Origin of the sequence: Synechococcus sp. H55.7 (assembly GCF_047462395.1) — a bacterium.
Classification (GTDB): domain Bacteria; phylum Cyanobacteriota; class Cyanobacteriia; order Thermostichales; family Thermostichaceae; genus Thermostichus.
The window spans coordinates 1-19,552 of sequence record NZ_JANSJD010000031.1 but is presented as its reverse complement, the minus strand read 5'-3'; the positions used below and the strand labels follow the sequence as shown (position 1 = coordinate 19,552).

At 60.5% G+C, this 19,552-nt stretch carries 15 protein-coding genes and 1 CRISPR repeat array; of the genes, 10 read left to right on the top strand and 5 right to left on the bottom strand.

The features are described from left to right. Window positions 1-134: 134 nt before the first annotated feature. Genes NW851_RS12430 through NW851_RS12420 form a run of 3 tightly spaced genes read right to left on the bottom strand, consistent with a single transcriptional unit; the run spans window position 135 to window position 4,373 of the window. Window positions 135-2,690 carry a UPF0182 family protein gene (locus NW851_RS12430; RefSeq protein ID WP_414338913.1) on the bottom strand — a complete coding sequence of 852 codons (2,556 nt, stop codon included), beginning with the start codon at window positions 2,688-2,690 and terminating at the stop codon, window positions 135-137. 4 nt (window positions 2,691-2,694) lie between these two features. Beyond that, complete coding sequence (locus NW851_RS12425; protein WP_414338911.1) at window positions 2,695-4,065, bottom strand: TIGR03279 family radical SAM protein; 1,371 nt, start codon at window positions 4,063-4,065, stop codon at window positions 2,695-2,697. A gap of 20 nt (window positions 4,066-4,085) precedes the next feature. Beyond that, window positions 4,086-4,373 (bottom strand): DUF2103 domain-containing protein, encoded by a 288-nt coding sequence (locus tag NW851_RS12420; protein WP_414336024.1) that lies wholly within the window; start codon window positions 4,371-4,373, stop codon window positions 4,086-4,088. Between the two features lie 399 nt (window positions 4,374-4,772). On the opposite strand from NW851_RS12420, the gene NW851_RS12415 reads away from it, so the two are divergent. From NW851_RS12415 to NW851_RS12390, 6 genes are all read left to right on the top strand, one after another. Further along, window positions 4,773-4,910 carry a hypothetical protein gene (locus NW851_RS12415; RefSeq protein WP_414336269.1) on the top strand — a complete coding sequence of 46 codons (138 nt, stop codon included), beginning with the start codon at window positions 4,773-4,775 and terminating at the stop codon, window positions 4,908-4,910. A gap of 79 nt (window positions 4,911-4,989) precedes the next feature. Further along, window positions 4,990-7,062 carry an NAD(P)/FAD-dependent oxidoreductase gene (locus tag NW851_RS12410; RefSeq protein ID WP_414338909.1) on the top strand — a complete coding sequence of 691 codons (2,073 nt, stop codon included), beginning with the start codon at window positions 4,990-4,992 and terminating at the stop codon, window positions 7,060-7,062. Window positions 7,063-7,513: 451 nt separating this feature from the next. Beyond that, on the top strand, window positions 7,514-7,852 hold the full coding sequence (locus NW851_RS12405) for a hypothetical protein (RefSeq protein ID WP_414334890.1): 339 nt from the start codon (window positions 7,514-7,516) through the stop codon (window positions 7,850-7,852). 47 nt (window positions 7,853-7,899) lie between these two features. Beyond that, complete coding sequence (locus tag NW851_RS12400) at window positions 7,900-8,241, top strand: histidine triad nucleotide-binding protein (RefSeq protein WP_414334889.1); 342 nt, start codon at window positions 7,900-7,902, stop codon at window positions 8,239-8,241. Between the two features lie 85 nt (window positions 8,242-8,326). Next, window positions 8,327-8,977: a precorrin-8X methylmutase gene (locus tag NW851_RS12395; RefSeq protein WP_414338908.1), complete on the top strand. Its 651-nt coding sequence runs from the start codon at window positions 8,327-8,329 to the stop codon at window positions 8,975-8,977. A 173-nt stretch (window positions 8,978-9,150) separates the two neighbouring features. Beyond that, on the top strand, window positions 9,151-9,525 hold the full coding sequence (locus tag NW851_RS12390; RefSeq protein WP_414338907.1) for a hypothetical protein: 375 nt from the start codon (window positions 9,151-9,153) through the stop codon (window positions 9,523-9,525). 94 nt (window positions 9,526-9,619) lie between these two features. On the opposite strand, the gene NW851_RS12385 is transcribed toward NW851_RS12390, so the two are convergent. After that, entirely contained in the window at window positions 9,620-11,368 is a 1,749-nt protein-coding gene (locus NW851_RS12385; RefSeq protein ID WP_414334886.1) for a diflavin flavoprotein, read from the bottom strand. Window positions 11,369-11,484: 116 nt separating this feature from the next. Next, window positions 11,485-13,251, bottom strand: coding sequence for a GTPase HflX (hflX, locus tag NW851_RS12380; RefSeq protein WP_414334885.1), 1,767 nt, complete (start codon window positions 13,249-13,251; stop codon window positions 11,485-11,487). Window positions 13,252-13,372: 121 nt separating this feature from the next. Here hflX and NW851_RS12375 point away from each other — a divergent pair, with 121 nt between their 5' ends. From NW851_RS12375 to NW851_RS12360, 4 genes are read left to right on the top strand one after another with little or no spacing between them, the layout of a single operon-like run. Further along, the gene (locus tag NW851_RS12375; RefSeq protein ID WP_414338904.1) at window positions 13,373-13,963 is read left to right on the top strand and encodes a hypothetical protein; all 591 of its coding nucleotides are present in this window, start codon (window positions 13,373-13,375) and stop codon (window positions 13,961-13,963) included. A gap of 3 nt (window positions 13,964-13,966) precedes the next feature. After that, on the top strand, window positions 13,967-14,404 hold the full coding sequence (locus NW851_RS12370) for an SRPBCC family protein (protein ID WP_414334883.1): 438 nt from the start codon (window positions 13,967-13,969) through the stop codon (window positions 14,402-14,404). A gap of 36 nt (window positions 14,405-14,440) precedes the next feature. Beyond that, window positions 14,441-15,022 carry a peroxiredoxin family protein gene (locus tag NW851_RS12365; protein ID WP_414334882.1) on the top strand — a complete coding sequence of 194 codons (582 nt, stop codon included), beginning with the start codon at window positions 14,441-14,443 and terminating at the stop codon, window positions 15,020-15,022. A 26-nt stretch (window positions 15,023-15,048) separates the two neighbouring features. Further along, on the top strand, window positions 15,049-16,707 hold the full coding sequence (locus NW851_RS12360) for an ABC1 kinase family protein (protein ID WP_414334881.1): 1,659 nt from the start codon (window positions 15,049-15,051) through the stop codon (window positions 16,705-16,707). A 235-nt stretch (window positions 16,708-16,942) separates the two neighbouring features. Next, window positions 16,943-19,511: direct repeats of the CRISPR family, unit length 36 nt; unit sequence GGTTCCCCTTCGGGGGGATCCCTAGAAATTGGAAAC. Window positions 19,512-19,552 lie beyond the last annotated feature (41 nt).

Here is a 19,552-nt window from a genome sequence, read left to right as displayed (position 1 = left end):
TGAGCGACGTTGGATAACAGTAGTCATGATGGCAAACTTCCCTGAGGAAGCGCGAAGATTGACAACACAACCTTAAAGCATCCGTTAAGTTCTGTCAACTGGCTGTGGGAAATCTGAGAAGGGATCCCCCAGCCTCAGCGGTTGGAGCGGCGACTGCCGGTGGGGGAGAAGAGGGCTTCCAGGGCCTGGCTGAGGGTTGGCTCCATCACCACCCGGTCTTCGTAGGCGGCGATGACCCGGGTGAGCTGGGGCAGGCGGCCCTGTTCTGCCTCCAGGTAGAGGGGCTGGACGTAGAGAAGCGAGGTCTCAATGGGGATGACCAGCAGGTTGCCCAGGTTCACCCGCGACCCGTGTTCGTTCCAGAGGGCGATTTGCTCGGAAATGGCGGGATCCTGGTTGACCCGCGCCTCTACCTGTTCCGGCCCGTAGATGAGGCGCTGCTTGGAAAACTCATACACCAGCAGCTTGCCGTAGTTTTCCCCATCGCAGCGGGCGGCCATCCAAGCCACCATGTTCTGCTTGTTGAGGGGGGTGAAGGGGGAAAGCAAGACAAACTCGGGCCGGTTTGGGGATCTCTTTTGTGGCTCCTCCGGCAAGGTGAGGATGAGGTACTGGGGCTGCATGGGAAGGCGTCGCCGGTTGCGGAATTGGTTGGGGATCTGCCACTGGTCTTCCCGGTTGTAGAAGAGGCGGGGATCCGTCATGTGGTAGGCGGCAAATTGCTGCACCTGCAGGCGGAAGAGATCCTGGGGGTAGCGGATGTGCCGCCGCAGCGGCTCCGGCATGGCCTCTAGGGGCTGGAACAGGCTGGGGTAGATGCGGGCGTAGGCTTGGATAAGGGGATCTCGAGGGTCGGCGATGTACCAGTCGATGCTGCCGTTGTAGGCGTCCAGCACCGCCTTGACCGAGTTGCGGATGTAGTTGAAGGGGAAGCCGGGCAGATGCTCGGAGTAGGGGTAGCGGCTGCTGGTGGTGTAGGCATCGAAAAACCAGTAGAGTTTGCCACCTTGAATCACCAAGTAGGGATCCTGGTCGTAGAGCAAAAAGGGCATCACCTGGCGCACCCGTTCCCGGATCTGGCGGCGATAGAGAAAGCGGCTGCTGGCGGAAAGCTCGCGGCTGAGAAGGATGCGCAGATCCCGGAAGTGCCAGGCGTAGAGAAAGCGCTGCCAGAGGTGGGGGATGGGCACGCCGCCCGTGCCGCGGTAGCTGCTGTAGACATAGCGATCGGCAGCGGGATAGTCCAGCTCGCGGGCCTCGGCACCCACGAACACGTCGGTGGTGGTCAGCTCGCCGTAGTAGAGAGCCGGCTGCTCCACCCGCAGCACCCCCGCCACCTCCGGGTAGCGGGGGGAAACCCGCGGTGGGATATCCGATAGAAAAAAGTCCGGCAGCCCTTCGGGAGTAACCACGTTGACCGGGCTGAGGGTGAGGCCATAGCCGTGGGTGTAGAAAAAGCGGCGGTTAACCCAAGTTTGGGCCGCAGGCGGCACCTGGGCAAAGTCCAATTCCCGCGCAGCGTGCATCACCTGGCGCAGTTCCCCGCCAATGCGGTAGCGATCTACATTCACATAGGGAAACTGGTAGTAGGGACGGATCTCCTGCAGTTGGCGATAGGTGGCCAAGAGGGGCTCCGTATCCCAAAGACGCACGTTGCGCAGGGTGGATTGATTTTGCTGCAGCGTTGCCAGCGTCAGGGATCCCTCTTCTGGAAAGGGCTTTACCTCCACCTCGGCCAGGCCAAAGCCGGCGCGGGTAAAGCGGATGTTGTGCTCAATGTAGGGGCGCTCCAGCTCTAGCTCGTTGGGCGTGACCAAAAGGGTTTGCACCAGTTGCGGGTAAAGCCGGGTGGTCAGCAGCCCAAACCCCAGGTAGGCTCCCCACAGCAGAGCCGGCGCCAGCAGGGAACTGGCCCAGGCAGGGCACCAGGGCTTGAACAAGGGAAGGTTGAGGCGGATCCCCTGGCGGGCCAAAACCCAAAAGCCAACCGCTGTCAGGAAAGCCACCCCGCTGATTAGAGTCGTGGCCGGCAGGGTGGCGTGGACATCGGTAAAACCGGCGCCAAAGACGACGCCGCGGGTGGAGTAGAGCAGCTCGTAGCGCTCCAGCCAATGCCCCCAGGCGCGCAGCAAAAACAGGGCTCCGCCCAAGATTAGCAAGTGCCGCTGGGCAAACAGGGAAAGGGCCAGCGTCAGCCGCTGCTCCGATAGCCCTAGCTCCACCAGGTAGATGAGCGCTGCCGTGATCAAAGTGAGCAGCACCAAGTTGAAGCACCAGTGCTGCAGCGTCTCCCAAAAGGGCAGGCCGAAAAGAAAAAAGCCCAGATCGCGCCTAAAAATCGGATCCGACTCCCCCACAGGCACTTGGTGCAGCCAGAGCAGCAGCGCGAACCAGTGCTGAGAAAGAGACCAGGCCAAGCAGCCGCTCAACCCCAGAGCAATGGCCCAGGCCCAGGCTGTGTTGGCGCCCCGCCAGCAGGCGCGGATGTTGGATCCCACCACCGCCAGGGCAAAGACAAAGGCGCCTAGGCCCAGCCCCCAGCGAGCCATCACCCGCGTCCACAGCACCGGCAGGGCGTTCAGCTCGGCAAACCAGGCCAGATCTACATAAAAGGCCGCCAAGCCGCTGATGGCCAGGATCCCTAGCCCCACCCAAAGTAACAGGAGCAACCCTCGCCGCAACCGCTCCATGGACTCAGGGCATCCCACTCAAACTCGCTCTTGATCCTAGCCCTTGCACCGCCTCCAGCAAGCCCGCCGGCCCGCCGTCCACCCGCACCACCGGGATCCCGACTTGGGCCTGCAACTCTTGCCAGCTCAGATCGTCTAGAAAGCGCTCCCCATCCTTAAGAGCAATCTGGGGCAAAAGTAGCCCATCGTAACTTGCCAAGTTTTCAACGGATTTCAAAGCGCTGAGGATGTCCTGCCCTGTCAGCAGCCCGGTTACCGTCAGGGTCTGTCCCCAGAATTGGCTGGCAATGGGCAACAGATCCAACTGCAGCCCCCGAATGCTGTTCATCCGCTTGACCACGGGCTGGAAGGCCTGTTCCACGGCGTTGCCCACCACCCAGAGAACTTTGAGGGGAGCAGGGATCCCAGCCGGCAGCCGCACCTGCTCGAACTCGCTCAAGAACAAGCGCAGGGATCCCACTCCATTGCCCAGTTGGGGGTAATCTTCGTAGTGCTCTGCCGGCGGCAATTCCCGACCCGCCAGCAGATACCACTCATCAGCCAGCCAGGCAAAGGCGGATCCCAATTCTTGCCGAAACTGCGCCTGCAGCGCTTCCACCTGCGCAATCACCTCCGCCGCTTTGGCAGCATCCACCGGGATTAGCTCATCATTGGGGGGGCGAAAGCGGGTTAGCCCCACCGGCACCACCGCCGCCGAGAGGACGGTCGGGATCCCTTCGACGGGTTGGCCAAAAGCGGCCAAGTCCAGAAGGGTGCGAGTTAGCTGCTCCCCATCGTTCCAGCCTGGGCAGACCACCACCTGGGCATGCAGTTGCAGTCGGTGTTGGCGAAACCAGGCCAACTGCTCCAGGATCAAACCGGCACGCGGGTTTTTGAGCAGGCGGCTGCGCAGCTCCGGCTCCGTGGCATGAACCGAGACATAGAGAGGAGAAAGGCGCAGGCGGGCGATGCGCTCCCACTCGGCAGCGGTCAGGTTGGTAAGGGTGAGGTAGCTGCCGTAGAGAAAGCTGAGGCGGTAGTCGTCGTCTTTGAGGTGCAGCGTTGCCCGCATCTCAGGGGGCTGTTGGTCGATAAAGCAAAAGGGGCAGGCGTTGTTGCATTGGATGAGACCATCGAACAAAGCCGTCTCAAACTCCAGCCCCAGATCCTCGTCTATGTCTTTTTCCAGCTCAACCGTGCGCTGGATCCCTTGGTTGTCCAGGATCTCCAGGCAGAGATATTCATCAGCACACAAGAAGCGATAGTCAATGAGGTCGCGGGGTTTCTCGCCATTGATGCTCACCAGGGCCTCCCCAGGCCGAATGCCCACCTTTGCCGCCAGGGATCCGGCCACCACAGCGCTGATGCGGGCGGGCTTGAGGCTAGCACGAGACATGGCGCGCCCAGAGCCTAAACCTACTCCAAACAGCGGCGAATTGCTGCTTCCAGCTCCGACTGGCTGAGCTCGGTAACCACAAACACCTCTTGCACGCTGCTGCCCTTGCGGGCAACCAACTTGTATCCCCCTCGAATGGGCACCGAAACCCGCAACTGCAACTGCGGGATCCGCCCCCGACTGCAAGATAAGGCACCGGGAGTCACGGTTTTGATGCCCGCTTGCCTGGCCAGGCGCTCCAGGACAGGGATCAGCCCAGAAATGTGAGTGGAGTGGTTCCAAACCAGACGGCCAGAAGGCTCAGACATGGCGGCAACGCAACAGTGAGGGGGGCCAGATCTCTATGCTAGGCTCTTGCCCTTGTAACTGAGAACAAGCAATCCTGTCCCGGCCAGTAATCTAACAAGAACCCTCGTTCTTTAGAGTAGGGAGTATGTCAAAACCCTTCCGCAGGTTGGCTACAACAACACCTGAGTTTTTAACCAACGGGAGCGGAAGAGTTGGGTGACCAAGGAGCCACAACCTCGCCCAAAATGCCTTGGAGCTCCCCTACCTGCAGTTGCTGTCCTGATTTTGGCCGGGGGCAACAGCCGCCGCATGGGATCCGACAAGGCTTTGGGATGGGATCCCCCTCTTACGACGGGTGGCCCAGGTGGCAGCAGTCTATGCCGACGCAGTTTACATTCTCCCCCCCTGGCCGAAGCGCTATGCACCGATGGCGGATCCCGCCTGGCACCTCTGGCGAGAAAATGTTTCCCCGCCTGCTGGGCCAGACTCAAACGATGCTCACCAATTGCAATACCCCCGCCGATTTGCAGCTTGGGCAAAAGCCGGGCAAGGAGTGATCTTTAGGACAAGCCAAGGGGATAGGATCGCCTCGTGTCACAATGGGTGAAGATTTGCTCTGTTTTCTATCTCGGCGCCGTGCTCAAGCCCCTGTACTATCGCGAGATCCCTTGTCCAGACACTGCCCAGGTGCTGCGCTGGCTGCAGGAGTGTATCCCCTTGCCTCAGGGCAGCCAAAAACTGCCGACCGCCACCGGCCTGCTCCTGCAGGGATGTGGGGCCGAGCTGGCCGTTTTCCTCTGGTCGGGGCTGAACACCACCTATCTCAAGGTGTTCCAGTGGTCGGAGCGGCCTTTCCCCCGGCAGGGGCGCTGGCTGAGAGAGCTGGAAAAGGCCATCCAGAGCCGATTTCCCCACCGCTACCCGCAGTTGCCAGCTATCGATCTCAGCCAGGGATCCATCTTTGAGCAACTGGAGCCTTTTTACCCGCAGACGGTGAAGTATTTCCGCCGCATTCCCAACGGCGAGTTTGACCTGCAGCGGGTTTACTGGTGGGAGAAGCGCTGGCGGGAAGAAGTGCAATTCCCCCATCCTCAGCGGCAGCCGGTGCTGTTTCGCCAGCCGGCCCCTGAACCTGCCCCCTTGGAGTGGGACTTGGTGATCGTGGGCGGGGCGCTGGGGGCCATCTACGGTGCGGCCATGGCCCGCTTAGGTTACCGCGTGGCCCTGGTGGAACGGCTGCCCTTTGGCCGCATGAACCGGGAGTGGAACATCTCGCGGCGGGAGCTGCAGACGCTAGCGGAGTTCGGCCTCCTCAGCACCGAGGAGATAGAGAGCCTCATCCTCAGGGAATACACCGATGGGTTCAACAAGTTTTTTGATGGCAACAGCCCCGTACGCGCCCCCGTCCTGCACACGCCGACGGTGTTGAACCTGGCCATCGATGCCGAAAAGCTCCTGCAGCTCTGCGGCCAGATCCTGAGATCCTGCGGCGGCACCATCTACGAGCGCACGGAGTTCCGGCGGGCCTACATCGAAGACCAGGGCGTCACGGTGGTGGTGAAAGATTTAATCGGCCAAGCTGAGTTTCGGCTGGGATCCCGCCTGTTGGTGGATGCCATGGGGACGGCCTCGCCCATTGCCCAGCAGCTCTACCGCCATCATGCTTTTGATAGCGTCTGCCCCACCGTCGGGGCCACCATTGCAGGAGGGTTTGAGCCGGGAGTATGGGATCCCCAATTTGGCGACATCCTGGCCAGCCACGGGGACATCAGCCGCGGTCGGCAGCTCATTTGGGAGCTCTTTCCCGGCCCCGGCGAGGATCTCACCTTCTACTTGTTCCACTACCACCAGGTACATCCGGAAAATCCGGGATCCCTGCTGGAATTGTACGAAGACTTTTTCACCATCCTGCCGGAGTACCGCCGCTGCAACCCAGAGCGCCTGCAGTGGAAAAAGGCCACCTTCGGCTACATTCCCGGACGGTTTAGCCCGCAGCGGACTCCAGAGGAGCCCTTCGACCGCGTCCTCTTGATTGGGGATGCGGCGGCCCTGCAATCCCCCCTGAGTTTTACCGGGTTTGGATCCCTGGTGCGCAACTGCCCCCGCCTCTGTGACCTGCTGAACACAGCCCTGCGCCACAACCTGCTCAAAGCCTCTGACCTGGCCCAGATCCGCGCCTACCAGGGCAACTCCGCCGTCACTTGGCTGTTCTCGCGGGGGATGATGGTGCCCACCGGCAAGGTATTGCCCCCCGAACGCATCAACGCCATCCTCAACAGCTTTTTCGGCATTCTCGCCACCGAGCCGCCAGAGGTGGTGGATGATTTCATCAAAGACCGGGCCGGCTGGCTGGCCTTTAACCGCATGGCCATCAAAGCGGCTTGGCAAAACCCGCGGCTGCTGCTGTGGATCTGGGAGGCCGTAGGGGCCAAGGGCTTTGCCCAGTGGCTACCTACCTACTTCGGCTATAGCGGGCTGGCCTTGACTTCAGCTTTGCTGAGGGGCTGGCTCCCAAGGCTGGTGCGGCGCCTGCAGCCCTGGTTGGAAGTCCATTATCCCCGCCTGTGGCTGCGCTGTCTGCACTGGAGCTACACCCTCACCTATGGAGTGGGGCAGCCGCGCATCGAGTTTCATCTCCCCGCCCCCAGCTCTCCTGTCCCGGAAAATATCCAGAACCCAGTACCCACTTGGATAGAAGAAAGGGCCTAGGCTGGAGACTTTCGCCACGCCAGTTGTTTCTGGGCTTTCGCTCTTTTGGAAGCACCATCTCTCTGACGCCCCCAGGAAAGGTGGGCGTCAACTGCTTTGTCAGCAGAGTCAACCAGCAAAAAATCTCGATGAGTGCTGGCAGTCCTTACTTGGGTTTGCTAGCAGTTATCTGCGCAGGATTGTTCGCTGGAGCGCTCATCAGGCAAAGCTCACCTCTTTGGTGTTGAAGCATCCTATCTCCAGGTAGTGACCAGTGGCAAAAGAGTCGTGTCCGCCTGTTCTTTAGTCTTGGCAATTGGCCTAAGTTGAGTATATAGTCAGTGCCTAACATCCAGGTTCAGATCGACGACGGATGGGAAAAGATCCCAGTTTCAATTCTGTCGAGAGATTGCTGAACTCCTCTTTTGCAAAACCTCTGTTTTCGCAAGGAAACCCTCTAGGACTGAGCCCAATGGTTTACACTTTTGAGATCATCGGCATTGCCCCTGCCCTCGAGTTCTTCTGTCAGCAGCAGGAGCTGGCAAAGCGGCCCTGTGGGGTGGAATACTTAGGCACCAGCCCTTGCACCTTGGATGCGCTGCTGGGATCCCTGGAGGAGGTGCCGGCCCGGCGGGGTTGGGATTGGGATCAGTTGGTGGAAACCGTCATCTGCTTTTGGTGTAGCAACCCCGATTTGGTGAGTTTGTGGCAGTCTCGCTTTCGGGATGCTGGGCAAGATGCCCTGTTGGTCTCGCGGGTGGGGCACATTCGCTCGCTGCAACAGGAGTTTGAGTGGCTGCTCAACCAATGAGGGCCATCAGCGGCTAGGCTAAGGTCAGAACTGGCTTGTAACCACCCATGAGCGACACGGTTTTCGGCAAGATCATCCGCAGGGAGATCCCGGCCCAGATTGTCTACGAAGATGAGCGGGCCATCGCCTTCAAAGATATCGCCCCTCAAGCCCCTGTCCACATCTTGGTGGTGCCCAAGGAGCCTATCCCCGGCATTGCCCAGGCCAAGCCCGACCAGGAAGCGTTGCTGGGGCATCTGCTATTGACGGCTCAGCGGGTGGCTGCCGAGGCAGGTTTAAACAAAGGTTATCGACTGGTGATCAACGAAGGGGAGGACGGCGGGCAGACCGTCTTTCACCTACACATCCACATTCTCGGCGGTCGAGCGATGGGTTGGCCGCCGGGTTAGGCGATGGCTTTTCCCACCAATCGGAGCCTCTGCAGGTACAATCCTGTCATTACCGAGAACAAACGGCGGGCGGGGTCTGGAACCGATGGAGTGGCATGTCACCGATGCAGAGAGCCTGATGATCATCGACCAGGAGGTAGGCAAGCACGAGCTTTCTCCTGCCGAGTATGAAGTGGTTCGCCGTGTTATTTATGCTACTGCTGACTTTGAGTACTTGAAACTCATCCGTTTTGGCAACGAAGCCTTGCAGGCTGGAGCGGCGGCTCTGGCGGCGCGCACCACCATTGTGGTAGATGAGCCGATGGTGCAGGTGGGCATTGCCTGGGCCGTCCAGAACACCTTTTCCAACCCCATCTACTGCGGCAGCGAAGCGATTACTCGCCCCCAAAAAGATAAGACCCGCTCTGCTTGGGGATTGGAAACCCTGGCCCAACGCTATCCTGAAGCAATCTTTATCATTGGCCAATCCCAGACGGCTCTTTCCACGTTGGTTCGGTTGATTACAGAAAAGGAGGTGGCCCCTGCTCTGGTCATCGCCACGCCGGCTGGGTTTGTGAACGTGGTGAAAGCCAAGCAGGAGCTGGCCGATTCCATGGTGCCTCATATCCGCACCGAGGGACGCAAGGGGGGCCCTGCAGTGGCTGCGGCGGTGTTGGATGGCCTGCTGGACTTGGCTTGGCACGCCTATGTACGGGCCAGCAGTGCAGACCATTCCGGCAAATCTGCTAGCGGGTAGATGGGCATTGACAAGGGATCCCTATTGATTTGATGGAGTGGGTCTGGATTGAGCTGATCCAGATCACAGGCTTGGCGGGATCTCCGTCATGCCCCCCTCAGTCCGACCTTGAGAAGATGGGAGCCATCTTCTCAGTGCTGGACAGTAGAGAGCCTAAAGCGAAGGATCCGGTCATGCGGCAGTTCATCTGGGTTTGGGGAAGCGGCTGGCTTTTGGCTTTCGCCTTGGCCCCGGCAGGGTGGGCCCAAGCGGAGGTGGCGGCTCTTTTGCCCGCTGGACAGCCGGCTATAGCGCCCTCTCTCCCTGCGCCGCCGGACATCGACCGGAGGGAAGCTCGGCTCAGCCCCTACCAGCGCTGGCAACAGCAGCATGCTGCTGCGCAGATTCCCTCTTCTGGATGCGGGGAGGTTTTCTACCGCCTCTCTCAGGAAGCGGAACAGAGCCCAGAAGGGCTGCCTTTTCCACTGCAGCCAGACGGGATCCCTTTGGGAGAAGACAGCCCTTTTTTCCTGCATCCCAACGGGCTGCGCTACCGACAGTCTTATTGAAGTTTGGAGGGAAGTTTTTGCATCGGCAGAGCGGCTGTTTCCGAACCTGGCGAATCTCCCCTCTCCCCTAGGGAGAGGGGCTGGGGGTGAGGGATCAGTAATGATTCCCCACTTTGCGGTGGTGGATGGCAGTGAGGCCCTCCAGGTTGGAGACCCGCCCGGCTTCCACCGTGCTGTACACCACCCAGTGGTCGCTGGTTTCCAGACGGCTGACCACACGGCATTCCAGGTAGGCCAGGGCATCGGCCAGGATGGGGGATCCGTTGGCGGCGGGGTAAGTTTTGATGCCGGCAAAGCGGTCGGCCCCTGGTGGGAAGCGCTTCAGGAAGTGGCGCATCAAGGGCTGGTAGTGGCCCTCCGGTAAGGCGTTGAGGACGAAGGTATCCCCCACCTGCAGGAAGGACTCGATGGCCCGGTCTTTGGCCACGGCAACGCTGATCCCCGGCGGATCGCTGCTGGCCTGGGCCACCCAGGAGGCGAGCATGGCGCTGGTGGCCTGCCCTTTGCGAGCGGTGAGGATGTAGAGGCCGTTGCTGATGCGGCCCAGGGCGCGATCCAGGTCGGCATCGAGGGCTTTCATCTGCTGAATGCTGCGATCCCGGGTCAGCCATTGCCCCAGGTCGGTACCCGCTTCTTCAGCCACTTGCAGCAGAGCTTCGCTGGCAGGCTGCTTGAGCAAAATCGGGGCAAACACCTCTTTGGCACCGATCTCCTGCAGCGTGTTGCGGCAGAGGTAGACCGACTCATCATCTTCGCCGCCCGACTCGAAGAGGCCAAAGCCCTGCTTGCTGTGGGCAGAGGCCAAGAGGGTTTTCAGCAGCACCTGGGTGGTGGCCGCATCTGGCCCCGATTGGGGCGGCATGCCTATCACCACACCGGCGGCCAAGCTCATCAGCTCGCGCACCTCGTGGGCATCCACCAGCCGCAGATCCACCAGCTCCACCTGGGTGCCGGTTTTTTGGATCCCGTGGGCGATGGCTTGAGCCAGCACTTCCGCCTGGCCATATCCCGACAGGTAGAACACCGCCACCATCCGTTCGGCTTTGGCCTGCTCCAGGCTCCAGGTGCGGTATTGCTCTACCCAGTCGGACAGGTGATGGCGCAGCAGGGGGCCGTGGCCGGTGGCAATGGCGGCGATAGGGGGCAAGGCTTCCATGCGCTTCAGAGCCGAGAGCACCGAGCGGGCGTTGGGCCCCATAAGGCAGTCGTAGTAGAGCTTAAAGTCCGCCTGCAGCAGGTGGGGATGCTCATCCCAGGCGAAGTCGTCGCAGTAGTGCATCCCAAACACATCGCAGGTGTAGAGGATCTGGGTGCCGTGGTCGTAGGTAAGGATGGTGTCGGGCCAGTGCAAGTTGGGGGCGGAGATAAACTCTAGGACATGGCCCTTGCCCAGATCCAGGCGATCCCCCTGCTTCACCACCAGCCGCCGGAAGGGCCGATGCACCAGGTCTTCCAGAAATTGCATGGCCACTTTGGAGGCCACCACCGTCGCCTGGGGCGCCAGCTCCAGCAGATCCCCCACCAAGCCGCTGTGATCCGGCTCGGTGTGGCTGACCACCAGGTAGTCGATCTGGGCAGGATTAAGGAGCCCCTGCAGGAGATCCAGGTACAACTGGCGAAATTTCTCGTGGGAGGTGTCGATGAGGGCCACCTTCTCGCCGCGAATCAAAAAGGAGTTGTAGGTGGTGCCGTTTTCCAGGGCGAATTCAATGTCAAACCGATCTCGATCCCAATCTTGAGAGCGAATGGCGAGGGTATCGGCGCCAATGGGCAAAGTTTGCAGCGTCAGATGCGACTGGGCCAGGTGAGGTGCGACTTGAGGTGCAACCGCAGTAGTGACCATGTTCTCTCCCTAACCTGAAGTCGGTTAACAATTCTGATCTCAATGTAACTGAATGTTTATGCCGAGGCAGGATAAATAATGAAAGGCCCAGGTTTCGAAATCCTTATGGAATGCTTCTAGGGATCCCTGGGTTCCTGCCAATCGAGGGAGTTGAGATTCAAGGCTGCCGCAAACTGGGCCAAGGTGCGGCGCAACTGGTTCAGATTTTGGCCGGTAGCAGCAGAGACAAAGAGAGCTTTGGGGTAGAGCAGGCGCACATCTTCTACCCATTCGGGATCGAGGCGGTCAATTTTGTTAAACACCAATTGTCGCGGCCCGGTGGCCAAGGGCATGCCATCCAGCAATTTTTCCACCGCCTCGATCTGCCCTTCCCAGTTGGGGTGAGAGAGATCCACCACGTGCAGCAGGGCGTCAGCCTCTGTCACTTCCTCCAAAGTGGCCTGGAAGGCGTCCACCAGTTGCTCCGGCAGTTCCGTTAGAAATCCTACCGTGTCGGTGAGCAGCACCGCCTGGTGGTCGGGCAGCTCCAGCCGCCGGGTAGTGGGATCCAAGGTGGCAAAGAGCTGATCGGCAACATAGACCTGGGCGTGGGTGAGGGCATTCAGGAGGGTGGATTTGCCGGCATTGGTGTAGCCCACCAGCGCCACCACGGGAATCTGGGATCCCTCGCGGCGTTGGCGCAGCCGTTGCCGGTGGCGGCGCAGCTCTTCTACTTCTTGCCGCAGCTTGCCGATGCGCCGCTGAATGGCCCGTCGCTCCATTTCCAGTTGGGTTTCCCCAGGGCCGCGGGTGCCGATCCCACCCCCCAGTCGCGACATGGTGCGCCCTCGACCGGCCAGGCGCGGCAGCAGATATTGCAGTTGCGCCAGCTCCACCTGTAACTTCCCGGCCCGTGTTCTGGCCCGCTGGGCAAAGATATCCAGGATCACCTCGCTGCGATCCACCACCCGCACCCCCACCGCCTCTTCCAGGGTGCGCACCTGGCTGGGGGTGAGCTCGCGGTCGAACACCACCAGGTTAGCCCCCAGATCCTGTACCAGCAGCGCCAACTCCTGCACCTTACCAGAGCCAATGACTGTGGCGGAATTGGGGCCTTCCCGCCGTTGCCAGAGGGTTTGCAGCACCTGTCCGCCGGCACTTTCCACCAGGCGGCCCAGCTCTGTCAGCCTGTCCATCAGGTCTTCGCGGCTCTGCCCCAGCTCCTGCAGCCCCACCAGGATCGCTCGCTCCTGCTTGGGATCCACCTGGCGGGCGGTCAATTGGCGCCGAAAGCCATCCTCCAGCTCCGTCACCAGCTCCTGCAGATCCTGTTCTGCCAGGATCCCCAGGGGCAAAGGCTCCGAGACCTGCCAGCGGTGCCCCTCCTGCGGCACCAGGTGGGCCAGATAGGCGCAGTTGACAAAGCCCGTGGCCGCTCCACCTCGCCGCCGCTGCCCTCCTGCCTTGGCCACGGAAAGGGTGATAAGGGCATCCAAACGCTGCAAAGCCATGGCCGTCAGCGCTTTCTGGCCGGGGCCTCCTGCCCCAGTTTGGGTGGTGATGCAGCGGATCCCGGAGAGGCGCTCGGCTCCCTGGCGAGGCAATTCCCAGGCCGGGATCTGGGTCTCAAAAGGGGATCCCAGCCCCACGCGGATCACTTGGCCGCGCCGGTTCAGGTAAACACTGATGGGCTGGCCTTCTAGATCTTGAGTCAGGGATCCCAGCCGTTGGGCAAACTCCACCGTCACCAAGCGGTTGGGGGGTAGGCGCAGTTGGTAAAGCCGTTGCAGTTGTTTTTGCTGGTAGGGCTTTAACCCTTTGACCTGTTCGCGAAAAGGGCGCGCGGCAATGGCAGAACTAAAGCGTGAGTCGGCTGGATGGCGAGAGGTGCTAACCTTGGGCATAGGAATGGGCAGAAACCCAAGAACGAGCTTTTATCTACCATACACGCCGGCTGCCAAGCCCGTGAGTGGCTCAGATCCTTGCCCCATAGATAGAACCCACCTCAGGGACGCGGCCCAACAAATGAGAAAAAGGTGCTGTCTTGAGCAAATCGCGCCGGCGGGACGGAGTCCTCTGCCGGTTCTTGCTTGGCTAACCGTTGGGCTGCTGGCGGGATCCCTCATGGCCTGCCGCCAGAGGGCTGCTCCGGTTTCCCCAGAGCTGGATCCTGTGCGGCGTCACATCAGCAAAGATGGCACGCACTTTGAGGCTTCTTTGGGGGATACCCGCGCCCTTCCCCCTCACTTTCCCCCTCATTTGCAGTTGCCCAACGCTGCCGTTGTCTCTTCCGGGCAGATTTGGGATCGAGGGGGGGGCCTTGCTTCCTTGATTTTGCAGACCTCTCAGCCTCTGGAGGAGATTGCCGCCTACTACCGCCGTACCCTCTGGGGCCGGGGCTGGGATCTCCTCTCGGATCTGGAACAGGCCAACGGCATCCGCACCTTGGTGTTCGAGTCTCCCCCCCACCCTGAACAGTCCCTGTACCAGGCAGTCATTCAGGTGGGATCCCCCCGCCGCGGGCCGGATCAGGTGGAGTACCGGGATATCTTGATTTTGCTGAGTACCGTTGCCCCTGTCGGCAAAGCGCAGCCTGCTGCTACAGCCTCTCCTTAAAGCATGCCTGTCTATACCCAAGCGATGGAGATTGCCGCTGACGTGGCGCGGGTGGAGCGCTGTCTCATTGACCCGGAGCTGATGCGGCGCTGGCTTAACCCGCTTTTGGGCTGCGAAGCGCTGGGATCCCCTACGGGGCAACTGGGCAGCCGCTACCGCTTTTTCCTGCGCCTGCCTCTCATTTCCCCCAGCCTGGACTGCGTGATCGCCGAGCGGGCCGAGGGCCTGGTGCAGTGGCAGTTTGAGGGGTTTTTTCAGGGCACTGACCGCTGGGAGTGCCGCCCCCAAGCGTCGGGAACGCTGTTGGTGAACCGCTTTGAGTTTTCCATCCCCAACCCCTGGGTGGCGGCAGGGTTTTACCTAGTGGCGGCAGAGCTAACCCGGCACGACATGCGGGCGCAACTGCGACGGCTAAAGGCAGTGGCCGAGGCTTTGGGTTAGGCTGGTGGCAGCAGTAAAGAAACGTAAAAAATGGCAATGACCAGCAACAGCGGCCTGTTCAACCGTCGCTTTTTCGACAACTTCATCCCCCAGCCGGCCAACAGCCCTCTGCAGATTGGCGAGCTGGCCCCCGACTTTGAGCTGCCCAATGTACACGGGGATCCCGTGCGCCTGTCGGACTACCGCGGCCACCAGCCGGTGGTTCTGGCTTTTACCCGTATTTTCACGGAAAAGCTCTTCTGCCCCTTCTGCTACCCCCACATCCAGGATCTGAAGGCCCGCTACGAGGAGATCCGGTCTTTGGGAGCAGAGCTGCTGATGATTACCAGCACCGACCCGGTGCAAAGCCAACAGATCCAAGCCGACCTGCAACTGCCCTATCCGCTGTTGGTGGATCCGGAGTGCAAGACCTTTCGGCTCTACGGTGTCGGCCAAGCGCTGGGGGCACCCCTGCCGGGCCAGTTCATCGTCGATCGCGAGGGGAGGCTGCGCTATAAGCACCTCTTCTCCTTTGTCGAGCCCAACGCCGAGACCGACGAGGTGCTGCGGGCCTTGCGAGAAGGGCTAGCCGGCGGCTGGGACGGGACCCGCCGGGTGGCTCCCGTGCCTTTCCTTTGATATCTGCTGTGCGGGAGGGAAAAGGAGTGGTCTTTGCGCGGCTGGCCCAGAGCGGCGCCCGTCAGGCGGAGATCCTGGAAGTAGTCCTGCGCCACGGCTGGGACTACATGCGGCGCTTGCTCTCCTTGGGCAAGGCGGAAGAGCCGCAACTGCCGCCGCCGATGGTGCTGCGCAACATCCTGGTGGATCTGGGGCCGGTTTATGTGAAGCTGGGCCAGTTGCTGAGCACCCGCCCCGATCTGTTGCCGCGGGAGTACATCGAGGCCCTCAGCACCCTGCAGAGCAATGTGCCCCCCGTGCCCTGGAAGGCGGTGGAGATCCTGCTGCGCCAGCAGTTGCAAAAGCCCCTGGAGCAGATATTCAGCAGCCTGGACACGGAAGCAGTGGCAGCGGGATCCATTGCCCAAGTCCATCGCGCCCGCCTGCTCAGCGGCGAACTGGTGGCCCTCAAGATCCAACGGCCGGGGCTGGAAGCAGTGGTGGAACAGGATACGCGGCTTATCCGTGGCATTGCTGAGCTGGTGGCGCAAACGGAGTTCGGTAGGCTAACAGACGTGGTGGCCTTGGCCAATGAGTTTTGCCGGGCGCTGCAGGCGGAGCTGGACTTTACCCAGGAAGCCCGCCACACCGAGCAGCTCCGCCAACAGTTGCAAAAGGGACGTTGGTTTGACCCCAATCAACTGGTGGTGCCGCGCGTCTACTGGTCGCTCACCACGCCCAAGGTGCTGACGCTGGAGTGGATCGAGGGAAAGCCCCTGCTAGAGGCGGATCGCAGCGATGTCGATCCCAAACAGATCGCCCGCCTGCTCACCCGCGCCTTTTTCCAGCAGATCTGCCTTGACGGCTATTTCCACGCCGATCCTCACCCCGGCAACCTCTTCTACCTGGGATCCGGTCGCGTGGCCCTCTTGGACTGCGGCATGATTGGGCGGCTGGATCCCCGCACGCAGCAGATTGTGCTGGAGCTGATTTTGGCCATCGTCAGCCTGGATGCCCAGCGCTGTGCCGAGCTCACGCTGGAACTGGCCCTGCCGGAAAGTCCTAGGGGCAGCCCGCGGGATCCCGCCGTCAGCCTGGCCCAACTGCAGAGGGAATACGAGCGCCTCTTGCGCCAGTACTACACCCTGAGCGTTGCCGAGCTGGATTTTAGCGAGCTCTTTTCCGAGATCCTACAGGCGGCACGGCGCAACCAGATCCGCATCCCCGGCAACCTGGGGCTGTGCGCCAAGGCCCTGGCCAACCTGGAAGGGATCGCCCGCCAGCTCACCCCAGACTACAATCTGCCGGAGCAAATTCGCCCCCTGATGGCCGATGTGTTTCGGCAGCAGTTGCTGGGGGATGCCCCCCTGCCCTCGCTGCTGCGCACAGCCCTGGATCTCAAAAACCTCTCGCTGCAGTCGCCGCGGCAACTGGAAGTGCTGCTTAGCCGCATCACCTCCGAGACCCAGCGCTGGAACCTGACGGTGCAGGAGCTGGAAGGCCTCCGCACCAGCCTGGACCAGTCGGCCAACCGCCTCTCCTACAGCATCCTGGTTGGATCCCTGATTATTGGCGCTGCCATCATCTCGGCGCAAACCCAGCGCTTCCAGGTCTTTTGGCTAAGCGAGCTGCTCTTTGGCGCCGCCAGCCTGCTGGGGCTGTGGCTCATCCTCAGCATCCTGCGCTCCGGTCGCCTGCGGGGCTAATCCCCTACGCATCTCGTGTTGGCAAAGCAACACAAAAACGGTAGCAGCGGCTTTGCGAGCGCCTCGCCAAATCCCGCAAAGGTCGATTCTTTCGTTGACCCGCTCGATGCCTTGCCCCACAAGGCTTTCAGGCCTCTCACCCCCCTTCTTCCAGGCTCTTTTTTGCCGTCTTCGACCGACCCCCTCGCAAATGGGTCTTGCATTCCTTGCCCCACTTGGGTTTAATAGGGGTAGAGGTTCCCCTTCGGGGGGATCCCTAGAAATTGGAAACGATTCAGGGCAGGGAACGACAGACCTGCCCTTGTCTAGGTTCCCCTTCGGGGGGATCCCTAGAAATTGGAAACTCCCCGAGAGTCGACCAAATAAGCGTGGATCATGGCTGGGTTCCCCTTCGGGGGGATCCCTAGAAATTGGAAACCAGCGGATCGAGGCCTCTAGGTCGGGAGCGTCCCCGTAGGTTCCCCTTCGGGGGGATCCCTAGAAATTGGAAACACGCCCCCAACCAACGGACGGCCTTGACTCCGTGCATCCCTGGTTCCCCTTCGGGGGGATCCCTAGAAATTGGAAACACTAATTGCTACCCGGTCCTTCCCCGTGAGGATCCGGGGGTTCCCCTTCGGGGGGATCCCTAGAAATTGGAAACACCACCTTATGGCCTTGATACCGTGCATCCCTTATCGTGGTTCCCCTTCGGGGGGATCCCTAGAAATTGGAAACGTCGTTCTTCTCTGTCGAAGGGAGCGACAGAAAAAAACAGTGGTTCCCCTTCGGGGGGATCCCTAGAAATTGGAAACGCTCTCTCCCCGATAGGTCACCACCACCTGGTATGAGGTGGTTCCCCTTCGGGGGGATCCCTAGAAATTGGAAACCCGTCCCGGTAGGTGACCTTGCCCGCTTCGCACAGCGGGGTTCCCCTTCGGGGGGATCCCTAGAAATTGGAAACGTTCTCGAGCCTCTTATCTTGGCTGGTACTGTTGTCAGCATGGTTCCCCTTCGGGGGGATCCCTAGAAATTGGAAACTGGATCTGCAGAACTCGTATGTCCGGGCTCGCTATTGGTTCCCCTTCGGGGGGATCCCTAGAAATTGGAAACAGAGGAAGAACTCCACTTCCGAGGTGAACTGGGCGTAGGGGTTCCCCTTCGGGGGGATCCCTAGAAATTGGAAACACGGCCTTGATTCCGTGCATTCCCTTGTCCTTTTTAAGGTTCCCCTTCGGGGGGATCCCTAGAAATTGGAAACACCAACCACTCGCCGATCAGTTGTTTCATCACCCGGTCGTAGCGGTTCCCCTTCGGGGGGATCCCTAGAAATTGGAAACCTCTCTAAATGGTGGGGCGTGCGTTCCGCCGCACTCCTTGGTTCCCCTTCGGGGGGATCCCTAGAAATTGGAAACCACCAGTAGCGGTAATTTGTTGGAGTAGGTCCTTAATGGTTCCCCTTCGGGGGGATCCCTAGAAATTGGAAACATCGGCGTATGTCCAGGCATCCCCGCAATAACGAGCCCGGAGGTTCCCCTTCGGGGGGATCCCTAGAAATTGGAAACCACCGGCGGAGGAGACGCCCCCACCGTCCGCCACTGCCGGTTCCCCTTCGGGGGGATCCCTAGAAATTGGAAACACGACTACCCCCTTGAATCGGGGCCGGCCTACTACTTCATCGTGGTTCCCCTTCGGGGGGATCCCTAGAAATTGGAAACGCGCGCTCGCCCGCGCGCTCGCCGTCTCCAACTCTAGGTTCCCCTTCGGGGGGATCCCTAGAAATTGGAAACGCAGGGGCTGCTGGGGGTGGTGGCCGGCGGGGCGGGGCGGCGGTTCCCCTTCGGGGGGATCCCTAGAAATTGGAAACAGTATAGGCTTGCTGATGCTTGGCAGTAAACCGTAACTGGTTCCCCTTCGGGGGGATCCCTAGAAATTGGAAACTTCCGGGATGTTGCTCCCAGTGACCCGTATTTCGGCGAGGTTCCCCTTCGGGGGGATCCCTAGAAATTGGAAACAGTTGTTCACCACCCTTCCATAAGGTATGTCTATTACGGTTCCCCTTCGGGGGGATCCCTAGAAATTGGAAACAATACCTCGGCTCGGAAATCGAGATTCTCCCAGCAGGGTTCCCCTTCGGGGGGATCCCTAGAAATTGGAAACGGTTTCTTCCAGTCGTAGGTACATCTGGGTTTCCCAGGTTCCCCTTCGGGGGGATCCCTAGAAATTGGAAACGCCCAGACTCTGGCCGCAGCCTTTGCAAAAGGATTTAGTGGTTCCCCTTCGGGGGGATCCCTAGAAATTGGAAACGATGAAAGGCTTGCCCTCAAGGCAGAGCAGGGCTTGAGCCGGTTCCCCTTCGGGGGGATCCCTAGAAATTGGAAACAATCGGGGGCAACCTATGACCTCGTCATAGGTGCTCTGGTTCCCCTTCGGGGGGATCCCTAGAAATTGGAAACCGCCGGGCCGATGGCGATAACCTCGTTATTGTTGAGGATGTTCCCCCTTCGGGGGGATCCCTAGAAATTGGAAACCTACTGGTTGTGGAGTGCGGCTTCGACTAATTCGAGCTGTTCCCCCTTCGGGGGGATCCCTAGAAATTGGAAACGGTGCCACTCCCAGCGCCAGTTCTGGGGCCGCAGCCCTGTTCCCCCTTCGGGGGGATCCCTAGAAATTGGAAACACCCAGATGTAGCTGGGCTATTACTGACCTCTACCGTTCCCCCTTCGGGGGGATCCCTAGAAATTGGAAACTCTTGGGCGATTCCAGATTCGACCAGTTGGTTGACGTAAGTTCCCCCTTCGGGGGGATCCCTAGAAATTGGAAACGGAACGATTTGGGACGCGGATTTGATTCCACGCCCCAGGAT